The sequence below is a fragment of the Gallaecimonas kandeliae genome (assembly GCF_030450055.1).
GTDB classification, from domain to species: Bacteria; Pseudomonadota; Gammaproteobacteria; order Enterobacterales; family Gallaecimonadaceae; genus Gallaecimonas; species Gallaecimonas kandeliae.
This window is the reverse complement of record NZ_CP118480.1, coordinates 1,183,717-1,204,635: the sequence shown is the minus strand read 5'-3', so window position 1 is coordinate 1,204,635 and position 20,919 is coordinate 1,183,717. Positions and strand designations below refer to the sequence as shown.

25 protein-coding genes are annotated in these 20,919 nt (G+C 63.9%); 2 read left to right on the top strand and 23 right to left on the bottom strand.

Going from position 1 to position 20,919, the window contains the following annotated elements; translation table 11 throughout:
• Positions 1-9 precede the first annotated feature (9 nt).
• Together ccmB and ccmA are read right to left on the bottom strand one after the other, a co-directional pair.
• On the bottom strand, positions 10-678 hold the full coding sequence (gene ccmB, locus PVT67_RS05880) for a heme exporter protein CcmB (RefSeq protein ID WP_301498819.1): 669 nt from the start codon (positions 676-678) through the stop codon (positions 10-12).
• Positions 675-1,295 (bottom strand): cytochrome c biogenesis heme-transporting ATPase CcmA, encoded by a 621-nt coding sequence (ccmA, locus tag PVT67_RS05875; protein ID WP_301498817.1) that lies wholly within the window; start codon positions 1,293-1,295, stop codon positions 675-677. Before ccmA ends, ccmB begins: the two co-directional genes overlap by 4 nt.
• Positions 1,296-1,368: 73 nt before the next feature.
• On the opposite strand from ccmA, the gene PVT67_RS05870 reads away from it, so the two are divergent.
• Positions 1,369-2,133 carry a hypothetical protein gene (locus PVT67_RS05870; protein WP_301498814.1) on the top strand — a complete coding sequence of 255 codons (765 nt, stop codon included), beginning with the start codon at positions 1,369-1,371 and terminating at the stop codon, positions 2,131-2,133.
• A gap of 10 nt (positions 2,134-2,143) precedes the next feature.
• A complete protein-coding gene (locus PVT67_RS05865) occupies positions 2,144-2,443 on the top strand; it encodes an EscU/YscU/HrcU family type III secretion system export apparatus switch protein (RefSeq protein ID WP_301498812.1) in 300 nt (99 codons plus the stop codon).
• 13 nt (positions 2,444-2,456) lie between these two features.
• On the opposite strand, the gene PVT67_RS05860 is transcribed toward PVT67_RS05865, so the two are convergent.
• The 21 genes from PVT67_RS05860 to fliM form a co-directional block, all read right to left on the bottom strand.
• Complete coding sequence (locus PVT67_RS05860) at positions 2,457-2,825, bottom strand: DUF2802 domain-containing protein (protein ID WP_301498810.1); 369 nt, start codon at positions 2,823-2,825, stop codon at positions 2,457-2,459.
• Positions 2,826-2,833: 8 nt separating this feature from the next.
• Complete coding sequence (locus PVT67_RS05855) at positions 2,834-3,325, bottom strand: chemotaxis protein CheW (RefSeq protein WP_301498808.1); 492 nt, start codon at positions 3,323-3,325, stop codon at positions 2,834-2,836.
• Positions 3,322-4,149 (bottom strand): chemotaxis protein CheW, encoded by an 828-nt coding sequence (locus PVT67_RS05850; protein ID WP_301498806.1) that lies wholly within the window; start codon positions 4,147-4,149, stop codon positions 3,322-3,324. Before PVT67_RS05850 ends, PVT67_RS05855 begins: the two co-directional genes overlap by 4 nt.
• Complete coding sequence (locus tag PVT67_RS05845; protein ID WP_301498804.1) at positions 4,146-4,919, bottom strand: ParA family protein; 774 nt, start codon at positions 4,917-4,919, stop codon at positions 4,146-4,148. The genes PVT67_RS05850 and PVT67_RS05845 overlap by 4 nt, the downstream gene beginning before the upstream one ends.
• A gap of 15 nt (positions 4,920-4,934) precedes the next feature.
• Positions 4,935-5,855, bottom strand: a complete 921-nt coding sequence (locus PVT67_RS05840; protein ID WP_301498803.1) for a flagellar motor protein MotB — start codon at positions 5,853-5,855, stop codon at positions 4,935-4,937.
• A 1-nt stretch (position 5,856) separates the two neighbouring features.
• Entirely contained in the window at positions 5,857-6,600 is a 744-nt protein-coding gene (locus PVT67_RS05835; protein ID WP_301498801.1) for a flagellar motor protein, read from the bottom strand.
• Positions 6,593-7,696, bottom strand: coding sequence for a protein-glutamate methylesterase/protein-glutamine glutaminase (locus PVT67_RS05830; protein WP_301498799.1), 1,104 nt, complete (start codon positions 7,694-7,696; stop codon positions 6,593-6,595). The genes PVT67_RS05835 and PVT67_RS05830 overlap by 8 nt, the downstream gene beginning before the upstream one ends.
• A gap of 11 nt (positions 7,697-7,707) precedes the next feature.
• Entirely contained in the window at positions 7,708-9,804 is a 2,097-nt protein-coding gene (locus PVT67_RS05825) for a chemotaxis protein CheA (protein ID WP_301498797.1), read from the bottom strand.
• A gap of 12 nt (positions 9,805-9,816) precedes the next feature.
• On the bottom strand, positions 9,817-10,545 hold the full coding sequence (locus PVT67_RS05820; protein ID WP_301498795.1) for a protein phosphatase CheZ: 729 nt from the start codon (positions 10,543-10,545) through the stop codon (positions 9,817-9,819).
• 9 nt (positions 10,546-10,554) lie between these two features.
• Complete coding sequence (cheY, locus tag PVT67_RS05815; protein WP_473092211.1) at positions 10,555-10,926, bottom strand: chemotaxis response regulator CheY; 372 nt, start codon at positions 10,924-10,926, stop codon at positions 10,555-10,557.
• A gap of 66 nt (positions 10,927-10,992) precedes the next feature.
• Positions 10,993-11,733, bottom strand: coding sequence for an RNA polymerase sigma factor FliA (locus PVT67_RS05810; protein ID WP_301498793.1), 741 nt, complete (start codon positions 11,731-11,733; stop codon positions 10,993-10,995).
• Positions 11,708-12,577, bottom strand: coding sequence for a MinD/ParA family protein (locus PVT67_RS05805; RefSeq protein WP_301498791.1), 870 nt, complete (start codon positions 12,575-12,577; stop codon positions 11,708-11,710). Before PVT67_RS05805 ends, PVT67_RS05810 begins: the two co-directional genes overlap by 26 nt.
• Before the next feature lie 32 nt (positions 12,578-12,609).
• Positions 12,610-13,917, bottom strand: coding sequence for a flagellar biosynthesis GTPase FlhF (flhF, locus tag PVT67_RS05800; protein WP_301498789.1), 1,308 nt, complete (start codon positions 13,915-13,917; stop codon positions 12,610-12,612).
• A 5-nt stretch (positions 13,918-13,922) separates the two neighbouring features.
• Positions 13,923-16,031 (bottom strand): flagellar biosynthesis protein FlhA, encoded by a 2,109-nt coding sequence (gene flhA, locus PVT67_RS05795; RefSeq protein ID WP_301498787.1) that lies wholly within the window; start codon positions 16,029-16,031, stop codon positions 13,923-13,925.
• 83 nt (positions 16,032-16,114) lie between these two features.
• Entirely contained in the window at positions 16,115-17,248 is a 1,134-nt protein-coding gene (flhB, locus tag PVT67_RS05790; RefSeq protein ID WP_301498785.1) for a flagellar biosynthesis protein FlhB, read from the bottom strand.
• Entirely contained in the window at positions 17,248-18,027 is a 780-nt protein-coding gene (gene fliR, locus PVT67_RS05785; protein ID WP_301498783.1) for a flagellar biosynthetic protein FliR, read from the bottom strand. The genes flhB and fliR overlap by 1 nt, the downstream gene beginning before the upstream one ends.
• A complete protein-coding gene (gene fliQ / locus PVT67_RS05780) occupies positions 18,024-18,293 on the bottom strand; it encodes a flagellar biosynthesis protein FliQ (RefSeq protein WP_301498781.1) in 270 nt (89 codons plus the stop codon). Before fliQ ends, fliR begins: the two co-directional genes overlap by 4 nt.
• A 109-nt stretch (positions 18,294-18,402) precedes the next feature.
• Positions 18,403-19,146, bottom strand: coding sequence for a flagellar type III secretion system pore protein FliP (gene fliP / locus PVT67_RS05775; RefSeq protein ID WP_419181028.1), 744 nt, complete (start codon positions 19,144-19,146; stop codon positions 18,403-18,405).
• Positions 19,143-19,460, bottom strand: coding sequence for a FliO/MopB family protein (locus PVT67_RS05770; protein WP_301498779.1), 318 nt, complete (start codon positions 19,458-19,460; stop codon positions 19,143-19,145). Before PVT67_RS05770 ends, fliP begins: the two co-directional genes overlap by 4 nt.
• Positions 19,457-19,846, bottom strand: coding sequence for a flagellar motor switch protein FliN (fliN, locus tag PVT67_RS05765; protein ID WP_301498777.1), 390 nt, complete (start codon positions 19,844-19,846; stop codon positions 19,457-19,459). Before fliN ends, PVT67_RS05770 begins: the two co-directional genes overlap by 4 nt.
• Complete coding sequence (fliM, locus tag PVT67_RS05760) at positions 19,836-20,909, bottom strand: flagellar motor switch protein FliM (protein WP_301498775.1); 1,074 nt, start codon at positions 20,907-20,909, stop codon at positions 19,836-19,838. Before fliM ends, fliN begins: the two co-directional genes overlap by 11 nt.
• Positions 20,910-20,919: the final 10 nt, after the last annotated feature.

Here is a 20,919-nt window from a genome sequence, read left to right as displayed (position 1 = left end):
CCTACTCCTTCAATCCAGGCTGACCCGCAGCGCCGCCGCTATGGCAAAGGGACAGAGGGTCAAAGCCGCCATGCTGATGGCGCCCAGCAGCGCCAGCTGCCCTTGGTAGCCAAGGCCAAGGCCGGCCGCCTCCATGGCGCCGACCGCGAATATCAATATGGGAATATACAGGGGTAATACCAGCAAACTCAAAAGGATACCGCCCCTTTTTAGCCCCACCGTCAGGGCCACGCCCACGGCCCCCACCAGGCTCAGGGCCGGGCTGCCCAGCAGCAACGTCAGCAGCAGCGCCCACCAGCCGGCCCCGTCCAGGTGCAGCAGCACCGCCGCCAGGGGCGACAGCACCAGCAGCGGCAAGGCCGTCAACAGCCAGTGGGCACAGACCTTGGCCAACGCCACCAGCGGCAGGGGTAGCGGCAACAGCATCAACTGCGGCAGGGAGCCGTCCGCCAGATCGTCCTTGAACAGCCGCTCGAAGGACAGCAGCGCCGACAGCAACACCGCCACCCAGAGGATGCCGGGCGCCAGGCGGGCCAGCAGCTGCGGCTCTGGCCCCAGGCCCAGGGGAAAGAGGGTGATGACCAGCAGGTAGAAAACAAGGGGATTGAGCACCTCGGCCCGGCGGCGAAAAGCGACCTGCAGGTCGCGCTTGAGGATGCTGGTAAAAGCCGTCCTCACGCCGCCTCCAGCTTAAGGCAGTGGCTCAACGAGAGCCCCAGGGGCTGGTGGGTGGTGAAGATGACGGCGCCGCCGCCCTGGCAATGGGCCTCAAGTTGCGCTTCCAGGGCCTGGACACCCTTCTTGTCCACCGCCGTCATGGGTTCGTCCAGCAACCAGAGCCTGGCCTTGCTCTGCCAGAGCCGGGCCAAGGCCACCCGCCGCTGCTGGCCGGCGGAGAGCTGGCCCACGGGCTGCTCTTCGAAGCCGAAGAGCCCTACCCTGTCCAGCAGCTCCCAGGGGTCCACCGGATGGGCCGGCAGCACCTTGGCGTAGAAGGCAAGGTTTTCGAGGGGGCTCAGCACAGGGTTGATGCCGCCCTGGTGGCCGATGAACAGCAGATCCTGATGATAAGCCTGGCGCACCGCCTCTATGGGCTGGCCCAGGTAGTACACCTGGCCGGCATCAGGCCTGGCGAGGCCCGCCAGAAGCGCCAGCAGGCTGCTTTTGCCGGCGCCGTTGCGCCCTTCCAACTGCACCAGCTGGCCTGGCTCCAAGGAGAAACTCAGGCCTTCGAACAGGCAGCGCTCCTCTCGGATGCAACATAAATTGTCAGCAGCAAGAAGGGGATAGGTCATCCATGATGGCCTGACTGATAAGGTTCTTAGGATGATACCATAATGCTCAAGACTGGCTAGCCGAGGACCAGCATTGAAGATAGCCCCCCCCACGACGCCGCCTCCGGCCGCTCCCTCGGAGAGCGCCAAGGCCACAGGCCAGCCCAGGCTGACCCTCCCCTTGGCGGCCCAAGCCCCACTCTCTGCCGAAGGAGCCAGGCTGGCCATAGGCCTGACACTGCCAAGCCCGGACGGGGCGGCCCTCGCCAAGCTGTTGCCGGAGCTGGCCCTGGAGAAGCTGCCGCAGCTGCTGACCAGCCTGCTGCTGCCGGCCGAGGGCAAAAGCCCGGCGGTACGGCAATGGCTGCTGGGAGCCCTGGCGGCGCGCCTGGCCAATGCCGGCAGCCCCCTGCCCCCGGCGCTGCAAAAATGGCTGAGCCTGCTCTCAGACGACGCCAAGGCCCTGCTCAACCAGGGCCTTGGCCGCCTGGAGCAGGCCCAGGTGCAATCGAGCCAGGACAACCTCTTCTGGGCCCTGCCCCTGCCCTGGGCCAGCGACTGGCTGGAGCTGGCCTGGCCGAAAAAAAAGCGGCCCGCCGGCGGCAAGGCCGAGGAAGAGCCGGTACTGACGCTGCTCTTTCCCATACCCGGCCTCGGGCGGCTGCTGGTCAAGGCCGGCGTCCAGCAGCTGCGTTTCTACGCAGACAGCCCGGCCCTCAAGGCCAGGGTGGACGAGACCTTGCCGCGCCTTGCCAGGCGCCTGGCCGACCTCAACCTCACCCCTGCGCTGCACAGCTTTCAAGGCAAGGTGCCCAAGCGCTTGATGCCGCCGGTGGGCGGCATCAACGAACTGGTTTGAAGGAGTCTTGATGGCAAACAAGGACCAGGCCCTCGGCCTTTCCTACGACGGCTCCAGCCCACCGAAGCTGGACTTCAAGCTGAGCGGTGAAGAAGCCAGGCGACTGGTGGCCCAGGCCCGCGAAAAGGGGCTCTTGGTCCACGAGGACGAGGGGCTGCTGCAAAGCCTGGCCCGGCTGGAGGCCGGCGAAGAGATACCCCCCGAGCTCTACCAGATAGTGGCGGAGCTCATCGCCTACGCCTGGCTGCTGATGGGCAAGGAGCCGGATTATTGGCGCACGCCGCAAGGCGGGATCAGCGCCAAGGCCTAAGAAAAACGCGCCCTCAGGCGCGTTTATGGAGATTGTAGAGCAGTTCGGCCTCGGCCCTTGGCAGCTCACATTCGCGCATCAGCTCCTCGACGTCAGCCCCAAGGGCCACCATCTTGGCGGCGCGGCTGTAGAGCTTGCCTTCGGGATCTATGCTCTTGAGCTCGTCCTGGGCACCTTGGAGGTGCTCGACGTCGGCGGCCAGGGCCAGCAGCCGCTGGCCCATGCCAAGAGCACCTGAATGCACTTCGTGCAGCAACTGACCCCGCTCGGCCAGTTCCCGCTCGGCATCCTCCAGGCGCTTGGCCAACTGGTTCTGGCGGCGGTACATCAGCGCCACCACGGCCACCAGCAGGAGCAGCAGAATCAGCTGCAAAAGGTTCATCAACCCCATCAGAGGCTCATGATCTCTTCCCATTCCTCGTCGGTCAGCATCTTGTTGAGATCGACCAGGATCAGGAGTTCGCCCTCGCGGTTGGAGACGCCTTGGATGAACTTGGCGCTCTCCTCGGTGCCGACGTTGGGGGCCACTTCGATGTCGGAGCGCTTGAGGTAGACCACCTCGGCCACGGCGTCCACCAGTATGCCGATCACTTCCTTGTCCGCTTCGATGATGACGATGCGGGACTGGTCGCTGACTTCGGCCGGCGGCAGCCCGAAGCGGGCGCGGGTGTCGATGACGGTGACCACGTTGCCGCGCAGGTTGATGATGCCGAGCACATAGTCCGGGGCCCCGGGCACTGGGGCTATGTCGGAGTAGCGCAGCACTTCCTGCACCTGCATCACGTTGATGCCGTAGGTTTCGTTATCCAGCTGGAAGGTCACCCACTGCAGGACTTGATCATTGGCTTCCGCCACTTTGGAAAGCTGTTGCTTGTTGCTCATCTCTTATCCTTACTCTCTTCCAGATCCAGACCACCCAGGCCCTTGTCGAGCATGGCCAGGAGGGCATCCACGTCCAGCAGCGCACACATCCGCTCCTTGACCATGCCCGCCAGCCAGGGGCGTTTGCTGCCGCCCTGGCGCCAGCGAACCTGCTCGCTGTCCAGGCGCTCGGTACGCACCAGGCTGTTGCAGGCCAGGCCCCAGGGGCTGTCCTGCAACATCACCAGATATCGGTAATCTTCGTTGCTTTCTTGATGCTTTATTTTATCCGGCATTACCCAAAGTGCCGTGTCCACCACCCGCATCTTCTGCTCGCGGTGCAACATCAGGCCCTTGAACCAGGCCGGCTTGCCAAAGAGCGGGCTCACTTCCCCAACCTGGTGGATGCCGCCCAGTTTATCCAGGGGCACCGCCAACTCAAGCCCCGCCACGTCGAACAGCAGCACCTGGAAGCTGCCCTCCCGCTCGGGACTGGGGGGCACTTCCACCGGGGCCGGCTCGGCAGCCACCTGGGCCTGGGCTTCGACCTTGGGTTCGGCGACCGGCGCCTTGGGCGCCGGCGGCGGTGCGACAGGCTGGGGCGCCCCCGGCGCTTCCACCTTGGCTTCGACTTTTTGTTCCAGCTGTTCCTGCTGGGCAGCCCTGACCTGGGCCAGTAGCTTGTTGAGGCTGTCTTTGTCGTCGCTGGCCGGGGCCGGCCGCTCGGCCAGGGGTCGAGGCGCCGCCGTTTTGGGCACAGCCGGCTGAGGTGCTGCCGGTGCGGGGGCCGGCTGGGCGGCAGGATCGGCCAGCAGAGAGGCGAAGTAGTCGTCCATCAGGCTCATACGCTCACCTCCAGCGGCAGCAGGCTGTCGAGGAGCTGCCGATAGGCCTCCACACCCCTGGCGTGGGGCATCAGCACCGGCAGGGGTACATGGTCGCGGCTGGCGTCGCGGAACTTGGTGTCCACCGGCACCATGCCCTGCCAGACCCGGCTGCCAAATTCCTGGTGCAGCTCCTGGAGGGCGTCCAGGGAGGCGCGGGTACGCTTGTCGAACATGGTCGGGATGATGCTGACCAGGCGTTCGCCCTTGAGGGATTTCTCCATCATGGACAAGGTGCGCAGCATCCTTTCCAGGCCCTTGATGGCCAGGAACTCGGTCTGTACCGGCACCAGCACCCGCTGGCAGGCGGCCAGGGCGTTGACCATCAGCACCCCCAGCACGGGCGGGCAGTCGATGAGCACATGGGCATAGAGGCCGTCCAGCTTGCCCAGCAACTGTTTGAGCAGCAGCCCCAGGCCCTCGCGGCTGCCGAGCTGCCGGTCCAGGGTGGCCAGTTCCATGGCCGCCGGCCACATGAAGAGGTTCTGGCCCACTTCTACCGTGGCCTTGTCGATCAGGGCCGGAGTCAGCTGCTGGGCAGAGAGCAGGTCGAAAAGGGTAGCCTGCAGCTCTTCGGGGGTCTTGCCGAAATAGCTGGTGAGGGAGGCATGGGGATCCATATCGATGAGCAGCACAGGTTCGCCCCTGGCGGCCAGCAAGGCCCCCAGGGTGACTGTGGTGGTGGTCTTGCCGACCCCACCCTTCTGGTTTGCAACAGTCCAGATATTCACGCTGTTCTCATCGCCTCAATTGTCCGGCCTGGTGGTGATGCGGATGCCGCCACCGGGCAGGCTTATCTCTTTGATTTCAGGCTCCCCAGCCTTGGCCTTGGTCACCTTGGCTTGGGGCCGGGGTTTTTGCCAGCCGTACACCGACAGGGCCAGCACTACCCGGCGCCGCTCGGCTTGGCCCAGGCCATCTTCCTGGCCAAAGGCGCCGTAGCCTTCCAGGGCCAGTCTGGGCGCCTCTACCCCCAGGGCCACCAGCTCCCGCAACACGGCGGCGGCCCGGCTCGCCGACAGTTCCCAGTTCGAGGGGAAGAGGGCGTCGCTGATGGGGGCGCTGTCGGTATAGCCCCTCACCCGGATGTAGTTGTTGGCGCCCTTCAGGGCCGGTGCCAGGGAGGAAAGCAAGTCTCGTGCCGGTTTCTGCAAGGTGGCGCTGGCCTGGGAGAAGAGCAGGCTGTCGGGCAGCTCCAAGGTCAGCCAGCGCTCCCCCAGCTTGAGCTTGGCGCCAGCCAGGGCCTGGTTGCCGTCCAAGGCCGTTTCCAGCTTTTTCGCCAAGTCCGGCAAAGGCACCCCCAGCTGCTGGCGAGGCGCCTCGGCCAGCAGGCCGTCGTCGGCCGCCTGCCGCCCCTTGCCCTCTTCTTTGAGCTTCTCGCCGCCGTCAAGGAGGCCGGCGCCGTCCGGCAGCATGGCCTGGCCGCCGGTGTTGCCCTGCAAGGCTTCCTTTGGCGCCCCGTCCTTGGGATAGGGCCTGGCCACCTTCTTGATGGCCTGCTCCAGGTTGGAAACCACTTCCCGGTACTCGTCCTTTTCCAGGAGCACGAAGGCGTAGAGCACCACGAAGAGGGCGAACATCAGGGTCATGTAATCGGCATAGGAGACCAGCCAGCGATGGCTGTGCTCCTTGTGGCTGACCCTGTGCTGGCGCCGGTAGCGGTACATCTCAGTGGTCCTGGTAGCTCTGCAGCTTCATGGCCACCTTGGCCGGATGCTCACCGAGGCCCAGGGACATCAGGCCGACGATGGCCGCCTCCTGGTAACGGCTGCGCGCATCTATGATGGCGTGGAGCCGGCCGCCCAGGGGCAGGAAGATGAGGTTGGCGAAGGCCACACCGTAGATGGTGGCGACGAAGGCGGTGGCGATACCGGAGCCCAGGGCCTCGGGGTTGGTGAGCTGGCCCATGGCCTGGATCAACCCCAGCACGGCGCCGAGGATGCCCATGGTGGGGGCATAGCCGCCCATCATCTGGAAGATGTCGGCGGCCTTGTAGTCGCCGTCCTGCTGCAGGTAGAGGTCGCTTTCAAGGAGATCGCGCAGTTGCTCCGGCGGGGCACCGTCCACCAGCAGTTGCAGGCCCTTGCGCACGAAGGGATCGGGATAATCGTCCGACACCTCTTCCAGGGCAAGCAGCCCCTGGTTGCGGCACTGCTGGCTCCAGAACTGGAGGTTGTCGGAGAGGCCGTCAAGATCCTGGCGCGGCGGCGAGGCCAGCCAGCGGCAAAGCGTCAGCCAGCGCTGGAAGCGCCCCCAGGGGCATTGGGCCAGGGTGGCCACCAGGGAGCCCCCGACCACGATCAGCAAGGCCGGCCCGTTGAGCAGGCTGGCCAGTTGGCCGCCCTCGAGCCAGAGGGCCAGGAGTATGACTCCCAGCCCCAGCAGCACGGCGGGCAGGGCCAGTCTATCCATGGCCGATCTCGGCGAGGATGCGCCCGGCGATGCGTTCCAGGCTGATGGACTCGTCGCTCAGGCCGGCGGCGGTCACCGCCTGGGGCATGCCGTAGACCACGCAGCTGGCTTCGTCCTGGGCAAAGAGGGTGGCGCCCTGGGCCTTGAGCAGGCGGGCGCCGTCGCGGCCGTCCGCGCCCATGCCGGTGAGGATCACCGACAGCACGTCCCCCGTGACCTTGGCCGCAGAGGCGAAGGTGATGTCCACCGAGGGTTTGTAGACCAGGGAGGCCGGGCCTTCCATCACCTTGAGGCGCATGGCGCTGGGCGCCCCTTCCACCAGCATCTGCTTGCCGCCGGGAGCCAGGTAGGCGACGCCGGCCTGGAGACGGTCACCGTTCTCGGCTTCCTTGACCTTGATCTGGCAGAGGCCGTCGAGGCGCTGGGCGAAGGCGGTGGTGAAGGTGCCGGGCATGTGCTGGATAAGGACTATGGGCAGCGGGAAGTTGGCGGGCAGCCGGGTCAGGATCTGCTGTAGCGCCACGGGGCCGCCGGTGGAACAGCCGATGGCCAGCAGCTTGTAGGGCGCAGTGCGGCGCCGGCGCGGTGCCGGGGCTTCCCGCTCACCGGCGCTGCGGACAGGCAGGGGAGCCGGTTCGGGCTTGGCGATGGTCGGGGTGGCGCTGCGCAGCTGGCGGGCCTTGATGAGGCTGAGGCCACGGCGGTTGGCCAGGGTCTTGACCCGGGTCAGCAGGGTGGCCACGGCGTCGTTGCGATCCCGGGCTATGTCCTCGAAACGCTTGGGCAGGAAGTCCAGGGCCCCGGCATCCAGGGCGTCCAGGGTGGCCTTGGCGCCGTCGTGGGTCAGGGAGCTGAACATCAGAATGGGCGTGGGGTTGGCGAGCATGATCTCGCGTACCGCCGATATGCCGTCCATGACCGGCATCTCGATATCCATGGTGATCACATCAGGCCGCAATGCCTTGGCCTTTTCTACGGCGTCCTTGCCGTTGATGGCGGTATCTATGACCTCGATATCGCGGTCGGAAGTCAGGATCTCTGACACCCGGCGGCGAAAGAAACTGGAGTCATCTACCACCAGTACACGGATCGGCATAGGTTTTCCCTTTACATCTTACGGGCATAGCGCTTGAGCAGCGCCGGTACATCCAAAATCAGGGCGATGCCGCCATCGGAGGTGATGGTGGCGCCGGCCATGCCGGGGGTGCCTTGGAGCATCTGGCCCAAGGGCTTGATCACCACTTCTTCCTGGCCGATGAGGCCATCCACCACGAAGCCCACCTGCATGGAGCCCTGCTGGATGATCACCACATGGCCCTGGCCCTTGCGGCGCTCGCGCAGGCTGCCCCTGACCAGCCAGCTGTCGAGGTAGAAGAGCGGTATGGCCTTGTCCCGCACTATGACGGTGAGCTGGCCGTCCACCACGTTGGTGTTGGACAGATCCAGGTGGAAGATCTCGTTGACCGTGGCCAGGGGGAAGGCAAAGGTCTGCTTGCCCACCAGCACCATCAAGGTCGGCAGTATGGCCAGGGTCAGGGGCACCTTGATGGTGAGGCGGGTGCCCTCGCCCTTGGCGGAATCGATGTGGATGGAGCCGTTGAGCTGGCTGATCTTGGTCTTGACCACGTCCATGCCCACGCCACGGCCGGAGATGTCGGAGATCTCCTTCTTGGTGGAGAAACCGGGGGCGAAGATGAGGTTATAGGCCTCTTCGTCGGACATGCGGGCGGCCGCATCCTGGTCCAGCACGCCCCGCTCTATGGCGATGGCCTTGAGCTTCTCAGGGTCCATGCCGGCACCGTCATCGGTGATGGACAAGAGGATATGGTCCCCTTCCTGGCTGGCCGACAGCACTATGGTGCCGTTGCGCGGCTTGCCGCTGCTGGCGCGGGCGTCGGGCATCTCTATGCCGTGGTCGACGGCGTTGCGCACCAGGTGCACCAGGGGGTCGGCCAGGGCCTCCACCAGGTTCTTGTCCAGATCCGTCTCTTCCCCCACCAACTCCAGGTTGATGTCCTTCTTGAGGCTGCGGGCAAGGTCGCGCACCACCCGCGGGAAGCGGCCGAACACCTTCTTGATGGGCTGCATGCGGGTCTGCATGACGGCGCCCTGCAGATCCCCTGTTACCACGTCCAGGTTGGCCACCGCCTTGGACAGCTCATCGTCGTCGGCGTTGAGGCCGATAGAGAGCAGGCGGTTACGCACCAGCACCAGCTCGCCGACCATGTTCATGATCTCGTCGAGCTTCTTGGTGTCCACCCGCACCGTGGTTTCGGGCGGCGGGCTGGCGACGCCGGCCGGGGCCGGGGTGTCGGCCTTGGCGACAGGGGCCGGGGCCTTGTCAGCACGGGCCGGGGCCGGCGTGTCGACGGAAGGGCCCTTGCCCTTGCCGTGCAGCTGGTCCAGCAAGGCTTCGAATTCGTCGTCGTTGATGAGATCGCCGCCACCCTTGGCTGCGGTGGCCTTGTCCTCGGCCTTTGGCGCCTCGGCCGGGGCTTCGGTGGCCTTGTCATCCACGGCACCGCCGAACTGGCCCTTGCCGTGGAGCTGGTCCAGCAGGGCTTCGAATTCGTCGTCGGTGATCTCGTCACTGGATGGCGCAGAAGACGGCGCTTCGGCCGCCGGTGTGGCAGGGGCGGCCTCTGCGCTGGAGGGGCCCTTGCTGGAGCCGTGCAGCTCGTCGAGCAGGGCTTCGAATTCGGCGTCGGTGATCTCGTCGATGCCGCCGGATGAGACTTCAGAGGGGTCGACCGGCATGGCTTCGGGCTCGGCCGGGGCCTCAACCGCCGCCGCGGGGGCGCTGGCCTGGGCCTGCTCTTCCTCGCAGAGGCGATGCAGGCCAGCCAGCAGGGTCTCGTCGGCCGGGCCTGGGATGATGCGCTCCTGAATGAGGGCGAACATCTCGTTGATGGTGTCCAGGGCCGCCAGCACCACGTCCATCAGCTCGGCATTGACATGGCGCTGGCCGTTCCTCAAGAGGTCGAAGACGTTCTCGGCGCCATGGCAGACATCCACCAGGTTGCTCAGGCCAAGGAAGCCGGCGCCACCCTTGACGGTATGGAAACCGCGGAAGATGGCGTTCAGCAGATCGCTGTCCTGGGGCCGCTTTTCCAGCTCCACCAACTGCTCTGAGAGTAATTCCAGGATCTCGCCGGCCTCGACCAGAAAGTCCTGCAGGATGTCTTCGTCCAACTCGAAGCTCATCAATCGGCTCCTTTAGAAACCCAAACTGGACAGCAGGTCGTCAACATCGTCCTGCCCTTTGACCACGTCGTCCCTTTCTTCGGGATTGATGATGGGGCCTTCGGCTTCGGTGCCGAGCTTGGCACGCTCAGCACCAGGTTGGTTGCCGAACATCACCACCAGGCTCACCAGCCGTTCCTCTACTTCCCGCACCAGCTCTATGACCCGGCGGATGATCTGCCCGGTGAGATCCTGGAAGCCCTGGGCCATCAGCACCTCGGTCAGGGCGCCGCGCAAATCGTCGGCCTCCAACTTGGAGTTGGCCAAGAAAGCGTCGAGGTCGTGGACCAGGGTCTTGAATTCGCCCACCTTCATCTCCCGCTCCATCAGGCGCTGCCAGGCGGGGTTGAGGCTGTCGATGCTTTCCACCAGCTTGTCGGCGATGGGCAGGCAGGATTCGACGGCGTCCATGGTGGTGTTGGCCGCAGACTCGGTCATGGTGATGACGTGCATCAGCCTGTCTTTGGCGTCGGGGATGTCCTGGGTGGCCAGGGTCGCCAGGCGCGGGTCCTGCTGGAACTCCAAGAGGGAGTTGTGCAGCTCGCGGGTCAGCTTGCCTACCTGGGAAAAGAGTTCGGTGTTGGCCACCATGGCCATTTCCCGCAGCATGACATCCGCTTCTTCGGTCTGTCCTGCTTCCAACAGGGCGACCAGTTGGCGGGCCTGCTCCAGGGAAATGCCGGTCTTTTGACGTTCAGTCATGGCCATTCCTTAACCGATCCGTTCAAAGATCTTGTCGAGCTTCTCTTTGAGGGTCGCGGCCGTGAAAGGCTTGACCACGTAACCGTTAACCCCGGCCTGGGCGGCGGCGATGATCTGCTCGCGCTTGGCCTCGGCAGTCACCATCAGCACCGGCAGGTGCTTGAGCTTGTCGTCGGCGCGGATCGCCCTCAAGAGGTCGATGCCCTGCATGCCGGGCATGTTCCAGTCGGTGATCACGAACTCGAAGTCGCCGTTCTGCAGCATGGGCAAGGCGGTACTGCCGTCATCGGCTTCGTGACAGTTGTTGAACCCCAGGTCGCGCATCAGGTTCTTGATGATGCGGCGCATCGTGGAGAAGTCGTCCACGATGAGGATCTTCATGTTCTTGTCCAATGCTTCCTCCAACGAAGCTTGCGTTGCTTCTTAATCGGCAATCTTTGCAAAAGCTTAAATAATGTTGCTGTCCTGGTGCCAGTCCATCAGCTTGCCCTTGAGCCGGGCCATGGCCTGGCCGTGGATCTGGCAGACCCGCGACTCGCTGACGCCCAGCACGGCGCCGATCTCCTTGAGGTTGAGTTCCTCTTCATAGTAGAGGGACAGCACCACGGCCTCGCGTTCGGGCAGTTTTTTCAGGGCTTCGGCGAGATCGGCCTGGAAGCGGCTGCGGTGATGGTTGAGATCCGGCCGCTCAGAATCATCGGGCGCGAAGACATCTTCCCCCACCCCAAGATCTTCCATGGCCACCAGCCGGCCGCTGTTGATATCGGTCAACATGCGGTGGTAATCATCGACGCTGATCTTGAGCACGGCCGCCACGTCGTGGTCGCGGGCCTCGACGCCGGTGCGCTTTTCCACCTCACTGATGGCGTCGCTGATGGCGCGGGCGTTGCGGTGCACGCTGCGCGGCACCCAGTCGCCACGGCGAATTTCGTCAAGCATGGCACCGCGGATGCGGATGCCGGCGTAGGTCTCGAAGCTGGCACCCTTGCTGCCGTCGAAGTTACGGGATGCCTCGATAAGCCCCATCATGCCGGCCTGGATAAGATCATCCAGCTGCACCGAGGGCGGCAGCCGCATCAGCAGGTGGTGAGCGATACGCCGCACAAGCTCGGCGTGGCGGGCCACCAGTTGGTTCTCCCGCTGCTCACCATAGGGTGTCTTATTAAGAATCTTGCTCGCTCCCGACATGAGATTTGTCGCCGATCAATTGTTCCAGGAAAAATTCCACATGGCCGCCGGGGCGGCTGGGGATGGGCCAGGTCATCACCTTGGCGGCCAGAGCCTTGAAGGCCACGGCGGCCGGGGCCCGGGGATAGACATCCACCACCAGCTTCTGTTTACGTACCGACTGGCGGACATGTTCGTCGTAAGGCACTGTCCCCACCAGCTCCAGGGCTACGTCCAGGAAGCGGTCGGTCACCCTCGACAGCTTGGTAAAGAGCTCCTGCCCTTCCTTGAGGCTGCGCACCATGTTGGCCACTATCTTGAAGCGGAAGAGGCCGTGGTCGCGGGACAGCAGCTTGATAAGAGCGTAGGCGTCGGTAATGGACGTCGGCTCGTCACAGACCACCACCATCACGTCCTGGGCGGCGCGGGAGAAACTCAGCACCATGTCGGAGATACCGGCGGCGGTGTCGATGATGAGCACATCGAAGTTTTCTTCCAGCTCGCTGAAAGCGCGGATCAGGCTGACGTGTTCGGCGGGGGTCAGCTCCACCATGGATTGGGTACCGGAGGTGGCAGGCACTATCTTGAAGCCGCCCGGCCCTTCCAGCAGCACGTCCTTGAGTTCGCATTCGCCGCTCAGGACATGGCTCAGGTTCTTCTGAACACGCAAGCCCAGCAGCACGTCGACGTTGGCCAAACCCAGGTCGGCGTCCAGCAGCAACACCTTCTGGCCAGCCTGGGCCAGCGCTGCCGCCGTGTTGATAGAGACGTTGGTTTTGCCGACACCGCCCTTACCGCCGGTGACAGCTACCACTTTGGTTATGCTCTGGCGCTTCATTTGCCTCAAGCCACTCGCTTGATCCATGCATGTTCCTTAATTTTACTTATCGTCTCGACTTACGCTGCGGCGCCATCGACAAAAAGGGCCAAGGCGCGCTCGAGCAGGTTGTCCGGTTGTGCCACCTGAAGATCTTCGGGGACCCGCTGACCGTCGGTAAGATACCCTATCGGCAGCGTATTTTGTATTGCCAGGCCCAGGACTTCGCCCATGCTGAGGGTCTCGTCAAGTTTGGTCAGCACCAGACCGTCCAGGGGCACCTGGGAAAAGCGCTTCATGGCGTCATTCAGCACCCGCTGCTGGGCCGTGGCGGCCAGCACCAGGTAGCGTTGGATGGGCACCTGCCCGGCCTGGATCAGGGTAGCCAGTTGCTGGCCCAGGCGCAGGTCGCGCTGGCCCATGCCGGCGGTGTCGATGAGCACCAGGGATCTGTTGCGCAGCTGGTAGAGCACGTCTTCCAGCTCTTCGGCGTCCTTGGCCACCTTGACCGGACAACCGATGATGCGGCCGTAGGTGGCCAGCTGTTCGTGGGCACCGATGCGATAGCTGTCAGTACTGACCAAAGCGACCTGATCGGCGCCGTGCTTGAGGGCGTAATGGGCCGCCAGCTTGGCGATGGTGGTGGTCTTGCCGACCCCGGTGGGGCCCATCATGGCCACCACGCCGCCTTTACGCAGAATGCTGTTGTCGGTGCAGTAGAGGCGCTTTTTCAGCTGTACCCGCACCCATTTCCAGCCGTCGTTGGCCCCCAAGGCCTCGGGCATGGGCGCCACCAGTTCTTCGGCCAGGGCCTGGGTGAAGCCCATCTCCACCAGCCGCTCTTCCATCATGGTGCGCACCGGTGCCCGGCGGGCCTTGGCGTCCTGGCGCAGGCCGGACAGCTGGTGCTCCAGCAACTGGCGCAGGCTCTGCATTTCCTCGGACAGCTCGCCTATCGTCACTTTCTTGGCGGGGGCCGGTTCGGCCGCGGCGCTGGCTTCCATCTCCTGGCCCATGGCCTGGCGGGCCAGGTTCCTTGACCACTCCGGCAGGCTCTCGGTGCGGCTGTCCTGCTCCTTGGCCTGCCAGTCCCAGTTGAGGCTGGGGGCCTGCTTCTTGCGGGGCTCGGCAACGCGGGGGCTGGAAGAGAGGGTGACCCTGTCCTCGGACAGTTCTCGCTCGTTGAAGCGGTCGGCCAGAGGGCGTTGCGGCTTGGGCTGGGCCTGGCGAGGCGCCGGGGCCTGCTTGTCGGCATCCACGGCGGCCACGATCTCGATGCCACCGTTGACCTTGGTGTTGGACAGGATCACGGCGTCGACGCCCAGGGTCTCCTTGACCTCCGCCAAGGCGGACCTCATGTCTTTGGCAAAAAAGCGATGGATCTTCACCGGGTCTAGCCTCCGCTACCTATGCTGCTGACGATACGGATCTGCTTGTCATCCGGCACTTCCTGATAGGACAGGACGCGCAGGCCCGGTATCGAGTACTTCACGAATCGGGCCAGGGAGCCTCGGAGGACCCCGGATGTCAGCAGCACCGCTGCCTGACCGTTCATTTCCTGTTGATTGGCGGCGTTTTCCAGGGACTGTTGCAGGCGCTCTGCCAGGCCAGGCTCCAGTCCGGCATTCTCGCCGCCGGCTTGCAGGGTCTGATGCAACATCTGTTCCAACTCCGGCGCCAAGGTAATGACGGGCAGTTCCGCCACTGGTCCGAAGATGTCCTGGACCAGCAAGCGCTTGGTGGCGATACGGCAGGCGGCAGTGAGCACGTCCGCGTCCTGGCTCTTGGGCCCGTATTCCACCATGGTCTGCACCAGGGTGCGCATGTCGCGGATCGGCACCCCTTCGTGGAGCAGGTTCTGCAGCACCTTGACCAGGATCCCCAGCGGCATGATGTCGGGCACCAGGCCCTCCACCAGCTTGGGCGCCTTCTTGGCCAGCATGTCCAAGAGGTTCTGCACTTCTTCGTGGCCCAGCAGCTGGGCGGCGTTGTTGGCCAGCAGTTGGCTGAGGTGGGTGGCCACGACGGTGGAGGCGTCCACCACCGTGTAGCCCAGGCTCTGGGCATGGTCACGCTGGGAGGGCACTATCCAGTAGGCCTCGAGGCCAAAGGCCGGCTCTTCGGTGGGAATGCCGTCAATCTTGCCGAACACCTGGCCGGGGTTGATGGCCATCTCCCGGTCGGCACGGATGTCGGCTTCGCCGACGGCCACCCCCATCAAAGTGATGCGGTAGGTGTTGGGCTCCAGCTCCAGGTTGTCCCGCACATGGACGGGGGGCACCAGGAAGCCGAGATCCTGGCTGAGCTTCTTGCGCACCCCCTTGATGCGGGAGAGCAGCTCGCCGCCCTGGGCCTTGTCGACCAGGGGAATGAGGCGGTAACCCACTTCCAGGCCAATGGTGTCCACCGGCTGCACATCGTCCCAGCCCAGCTCACGCTGGTCGGGGGGCAGCACGTCGCCGGTCTTGGGCTCGGGGACGGCAGGGGCCAGGGCCGCCTTGGCCTTGCGCTTTTGCTGCAGGAAGCCGGCATAGCCGCAGAGGCTGCCCAGCAGCAGGAAGGCGAAATGGGGCATGCCGGGTACCAGGCCCATGACCGCCAGAATACCGGCGGCGATGAACAGGGCCTTGGGACTGTCAAACATCTGACCCAGCAGCTGGCTGCCCATGTCGCCGTCGGCGTTTTCACGGGTCACCATGATGGCGGCCGCCACCGACAGCAGCAGCGAGGGGATCTGGGCCACCAGGCCGTCACCTATGGTCAGCAGCGTGTAGATCTGCAGGGCGTCGCCGAAGCCGAGACCGTGCTGGACCATGCCGATGATGAAACCACCGATGATGTTGATGAAGAGGATGAGGATACCGGCCATGGCATCCCCTTTGACGAACTTGGAAGCACCGTCCATGGCCCCGTAGAAGTCGGCCTCGCTGGTCACTTCCTGGCGGCGTTTGCGGGCTTCTTCCTGGTTGATGATGCCGGCGTTGAGGTCGGCGTCTATGGCCATCTGCTTTCCAGGCATGGCGTCCAACGTAAAGCGGGCACTCACCTCCGAGATACGGCCGGCACCCTTGGTGACCACCACGAAGTTGATGATGATGAGGATGGCGAACACCACCAGGCCCACGGCGTAGTTGCCGCCGATGACCACAGAGCCGAAGGATTCGATCACCTGGCCGGCGGCGCCCGGGCCGTTATGGCCTTCCAGCAGCACCACCCGGGTGGAGGCCACGTTCAGGGCCAGGCGCAGCAATGTCGCCACCAGCAACACGGTCGGGAAGGCGCCGAAATCCAGGGGCCTCTGGGTGTAGATACAGACCAGCAGCACCACCAGGGCCAGGGAGATATTGAAGGAAAACAGCACGTCCAGCAGCAGCGGCGGCAGCGGCAGCACCACCATGGCCAGGGTGGCCAGCACCAGCACTGGTGCCCCCAGGCCCTTCATCAGGCTGCCTTTGGAGGATTTGATGTTCAGGAGGACACTTTGCCAGTTCGCAACAGCCATGCCTTGACGCTCTCAATCGGGATAAGTGAGCCAAAGCAAAGACCAGGCCAACTCAAAAAGACTCTGAATAACAGGGAGTTATTTTACCAGTGCCGGAATTGTGGCGGTACCGGCACTTCCGTGGGAAGGCGTTTTGGCCTTTGGCCCCTGCCCTTCTTCCAGAGCCGCAGCTGGTAGACATAGGCCAGCACTTGGGCCACGGCGGTGAAGAGGCCGTCGGGGATGGGTTTGTCGAGATCGGCCGAATAGTAGAGGGCCCGAGCCAGCATGGGGGAGCGCAGCATGGTGATGTTGTGGGCGTTGCCGATGTCGCGGATGTGAGCGGCCACTTCGTCCACGCCCTTGGCCAACAGCATGGGGGCGGCATCCTTGTCCTGGTCGTAGCGCAGGGCCACGGCGTAATGGGTGGGGTTGGTGATGATGACGTCGGCCTCCGGCACCTTGGCCATCATGCGCCTGGCGGACATCTGCATCTGCATGCGGCGGATACGGCCCTTGATCTGGGGGTTACCCTCGGCGCTCTTGTGCTCTTCCTTGATCTCTTCCTTGCTCATGCGCAGCTGCTTGTTGTACTGCCAGAGCTGGTAGGGAGCGTCGACCAGGCCGATGAGGAGATAGGGCATGCACAGTGCCAGGCAGAGCCAGAGCAGGATCTTGAGGCCGTCGATAATGGCGCCGTTCACCGGTTCCATGGCCAGGGCCTGGACCTTGCCGAAGACGCCGGACAGCAGGCCCCAGGCGGTGCCACCGATGATCAGGAACTTGACCAGGGACTTGGTGAGCTCCACCAGGGCATTGAGGCCCAGCATGCGCTTGAGGCCGTTCAAGGGATTGAGCTTGGAAAACTTGGGCGCCATGGCCTCTGTGGAGAAGTTGAAGCCCCCCAGCAAGATGGAGCCGATGAGGGCGACGAGACCCATCATCAGCAACAAGGTGAAGACAGGCCAGAACATTGCCCAAAGTACGCCCCCCAGGTGCGACAGCAGCTTGTCGAAATCGAAGAGGGTGTCGCGGTCCAGCACCAGGGTCTGGTGCATCACCCCCACGACGTTGCGGCCCAGCCAGGGGCCGAACCACATCAGCGCGACGACGCCCCCCAGCAACCCAACGGAGCTGGCAAGATCCTTGGAGCGGGGGAGCTGGCCTTTTTCACGGGCCTGCTCCCTTCGTTTGGGGGTCGCCTCTTCTGTGCGTTCGCCGGCCTGGTCTTCTGCCATCAGCAGTGACTCCCCAGCAGTTCACAGACGGCGCTCTGGCCCTGTTGCCAGGCGATGATGAAATGGTCCAGCAGGCTGGCGGCCGTCACCCAGAGGAAGAGCAGCCCCGACAGCATGATGATCGGAAAGCCGATGGTGAAGATGTTGAGCTGGGGCGCGGCGCGGGTCATGTAACCGAAGGTGATGTTGATCATCAAGAGCGCTATGACCTCGGCGATGGCCATCCCCAGGCCGCCGGCGAAGAGGGTGGAGCCGAAGCTCATGATCACCTGGAAGTTGGGCATCTTGATGCCGTCGACACCGACAGGCACCAGGAAGAAGCTCATGTGCACCATGCGGATGAGCCAGAGGTGACCGTCCATGGCGAAGAACAGCAAGGTGGAGAGCATGATGAACAGCTGGGCCACCACAGGGCTCTGCTGGCCGGACACGGGGTCGACCATGGCGGCAAAACCCAGGGAGGACTGCATGGCGATCACCGAGCCGCCCATGGTCATGATCTGCATCACCATGATCGAGATGAAGCCGATACCGAGGCCGACTATGGCCTGGAGGGCGGTGATCACCATCCCCTTGACCGAAAAGAGCGCCTCGGCCGGCATGGCCGGCAGGGTGGGCACTACCACGATGCAGATGGCCAGGGCCAGCAAGGTCTTGACCCGGTTTGGCACCAGCTTGGTGCCGAAGGCCACCATGGCCGTGAGCATGGCGCCGATACGCACGAAAGGCCAGGCGTAGGCGGCTATCCAGTCCAGCAGCTGGTCCACCGAGAAGCTCATTGCAGGACCTGGGGTATGTGCCGCATCAGCTCGAAGAAGTAGTCCATCAGCTCCCGGGTCAGCCAGTGGGCCAGCGCGATCAGGGTGAGGATGGTGACCAGCAGCCTCGGCAGGAAGGACAGGGTCTGTTCGTTGATGGAGGTGGCGGCCTGGAAGATGGAGACGATAAGGCCGACGATAAGGCCGGGGATCATGATGGCGGCCACCATGATCATCACCAGGAACAGGGCCTCGCGGAAAATGTCGACAAACTGTTCAGGGGTCACGGCGCCACCTCCCCTTTCAGTATGGCGCCCTGCCCCGCCCTTGCCATCGGCAGCGTCATCAGAAGCTCCCCGCCCAAGGATTGCCCCAGCACAGGTGCGGCCAGGCTCATCAGAAGCTCCCCGCCAGGGTGCCCAGCACCAGGTTCCAGCCGTCCACCAGCACGAACAGCATCAGCTTGAACGGCAAGGATACGATCATCGGCGACAGCATCATCATACCCATGGCCATCAGCACCGAGGCCACCACCAGGTCGATGATGAGGAAGGGGATGAACAGCATGAAACCGATCTGGAAGGCGGTCTTGAGCTCGGAAGTGACGAAGGCCGGGATCAGGATGCGCATGGGGATGTCGTCCGGGCTGTCGAAACTGCCCGCCCCGGCCATGCCGGCGAAGGTCTTCACATCCGCCTGGCGGGTCTGCTTGAGCATGAAGGCCTTGAGGGGCTTCTGGGCCTCGGTCAGCGCCTGCGGGAAAGTGATCTTCTCCTGGGCATAGGGCTGGACGGCCGTGTCGTAGATCTTGTCGAAGACCGGGCTCATCACGAAGAAGGTCATGAACAGGGAAATGCCCATCACCACCTGGTTGCTGGGTACCTGCTGCAGGCCCATGGCCTGGCGCAGTATTCCCAGCACCACCACTATGCGGGTGAAGGAGGTCATCATCATCAGGATGGCGGGGATGAAGGTGAGCAGCGTCATCAGCAGCAGCACCTGCAGGGTGATGCTGTATTCCTGGCCGCCGTTGGGGCCTGTGGTGACGGTCACAGCCGGCAGGGCGCCGGTCGGCAATATGGGGTTGGCAAAAGACAGACAGGGCAGCAACAGCAGCCCCCAGATAAACCAGCGTTTCACCCGTTCTCCTTCACTGGCTTGTCCAGCGCCTTGATGAGCCTGACCTCGTTGCCGGCCACCGAGACCAGCATCTGCTCTTCCCCCACTTCCACCAGCACCAGCTTGGCGCGGGTGCCCAGTTGCTGCTGGGCCACCACCTTGATAGGGCCGGCCTTGAACTGGGGCATGTGGCGGCGGGCGAAATAAAGCACCCCTACCAGCAAGGCCACCACGCCCATCAGGCTCAGCACCAGGGTGCCGAGCTTGTCGCCTGGGGTCACCATGGGGGTTTGGTCTGCGGCGACGGTGGCCGCGCTGAAAAGCCAGCCGATCATTTGAGCTTCTTGATCCTTTCCTGCTGGCTGATGACGTCGGTGAGGCGGATACCGAACTTGTCGTTTACCACCACTACCTCGCCGTGGGCGATGAGGGTGCCGTTGACCAGTACGTCCAGGGGCTCACCGGCGACGCGGTCCAGCTCCACCACTGAGCCCTGGTTGAGTTGCAGCAGGTTGCGGATGGTGATCTTGGAACGGCCCACTTCCATGGAGATGGTCACGGGAATGTCGAGGATGGTGTCGAGCTTGCGCTTTTCCTCGGCGGTCAGTTCAGGGCCGCTGTCGTCTTTGAATTCTTCCAGCTCCACCGCCTCGGGCTCTTCCTGTTCGGCCATGGCCTGGGCCCATTCGTCGGCCAGCTTCTGCTCTTCATCAGATACCATCGAGATCCCCTTCCAAATCGGTTTCCAGTTCTTCCATCCCGGAGAGGTTGTCTATGCGCACTCCGCGACGGGTAATGTTCTGCATCTCGGCCTTGGCCGAGCGTGGCCGCTTCATCTTCTCGGTGACGCGGATGGCGACGTGCTCGCCGCTGCGCCCCAGTTGGGCCCTGTAGGTGGGCAGATCTTCCACGAACACCGTCAGGTGCTCGGGCATGTCCACCGGTATGATGTCGCCGGCCTTGAGGGCCATCAATTGGCGCAGGCTCACATCGGTATCCAGCAACTTGGCGCGCAGGTTGACCGGCACGTCCATGATCTCGTCCCGCAACGCCTTTGACCAGCGGTGATCGGTGTCTTCCTTGTCGGACTGGACGCCGGCGTCGAGGATCTCGCGGATCGGCTCCAGCATCGAATAAGGCATGGCGATATGGAAGTCGCCGCCGCCCCCTTCCAGTTCGATATGGAAGGACGACACTACTATCACCTCGGTGGGGGAGACGATGTTGGCCATGGACGGGTTCACTTCCGAGTCCAGGTACTCGAAGGCCACGTCCATCACCGGCGCCCAGGCCTCCTTGTAGTCCTCGAACACCAATTTGAGCAGCATCTGGATGATGCGCCGCTCGGTGGGGGTGAATTCCCGGCCTTCGATCTTGGCGTGGAAGCGTCCGTCACCACCGAAGAAGTTGTCCACCAGGATAAAGACCAGGCGGGCTTCCAGGGTGATGAGGGCCGTGCCCTTGAGGGGCCTGAAGCGCACCATGTTGAGGCTGGTGGGCACGAACAGGGTATGGACGTACTCGCCAAACTTCATGGTCTGGACGCCGTTGATGGAGACCTCGGCCGGGTGGCGCATCATGTTGAACAGGCTGATGCGCATGTGGCGGGCGAAACGCTCGTTGACGATCTCCAGGGTCGGCATCCGGCCCCGGACAATACGGTCCTGCGAGGAAAAGTCGTACTGGGCTATGGCGCCCGCGTCTTGTGCCGCTTCCTCTTCATCGACGTCGTCGACCCCGTGCAACAGGGCATCGATCTCGTCTTGTGACAGCAAATCGCTCACCTGGCCTCCT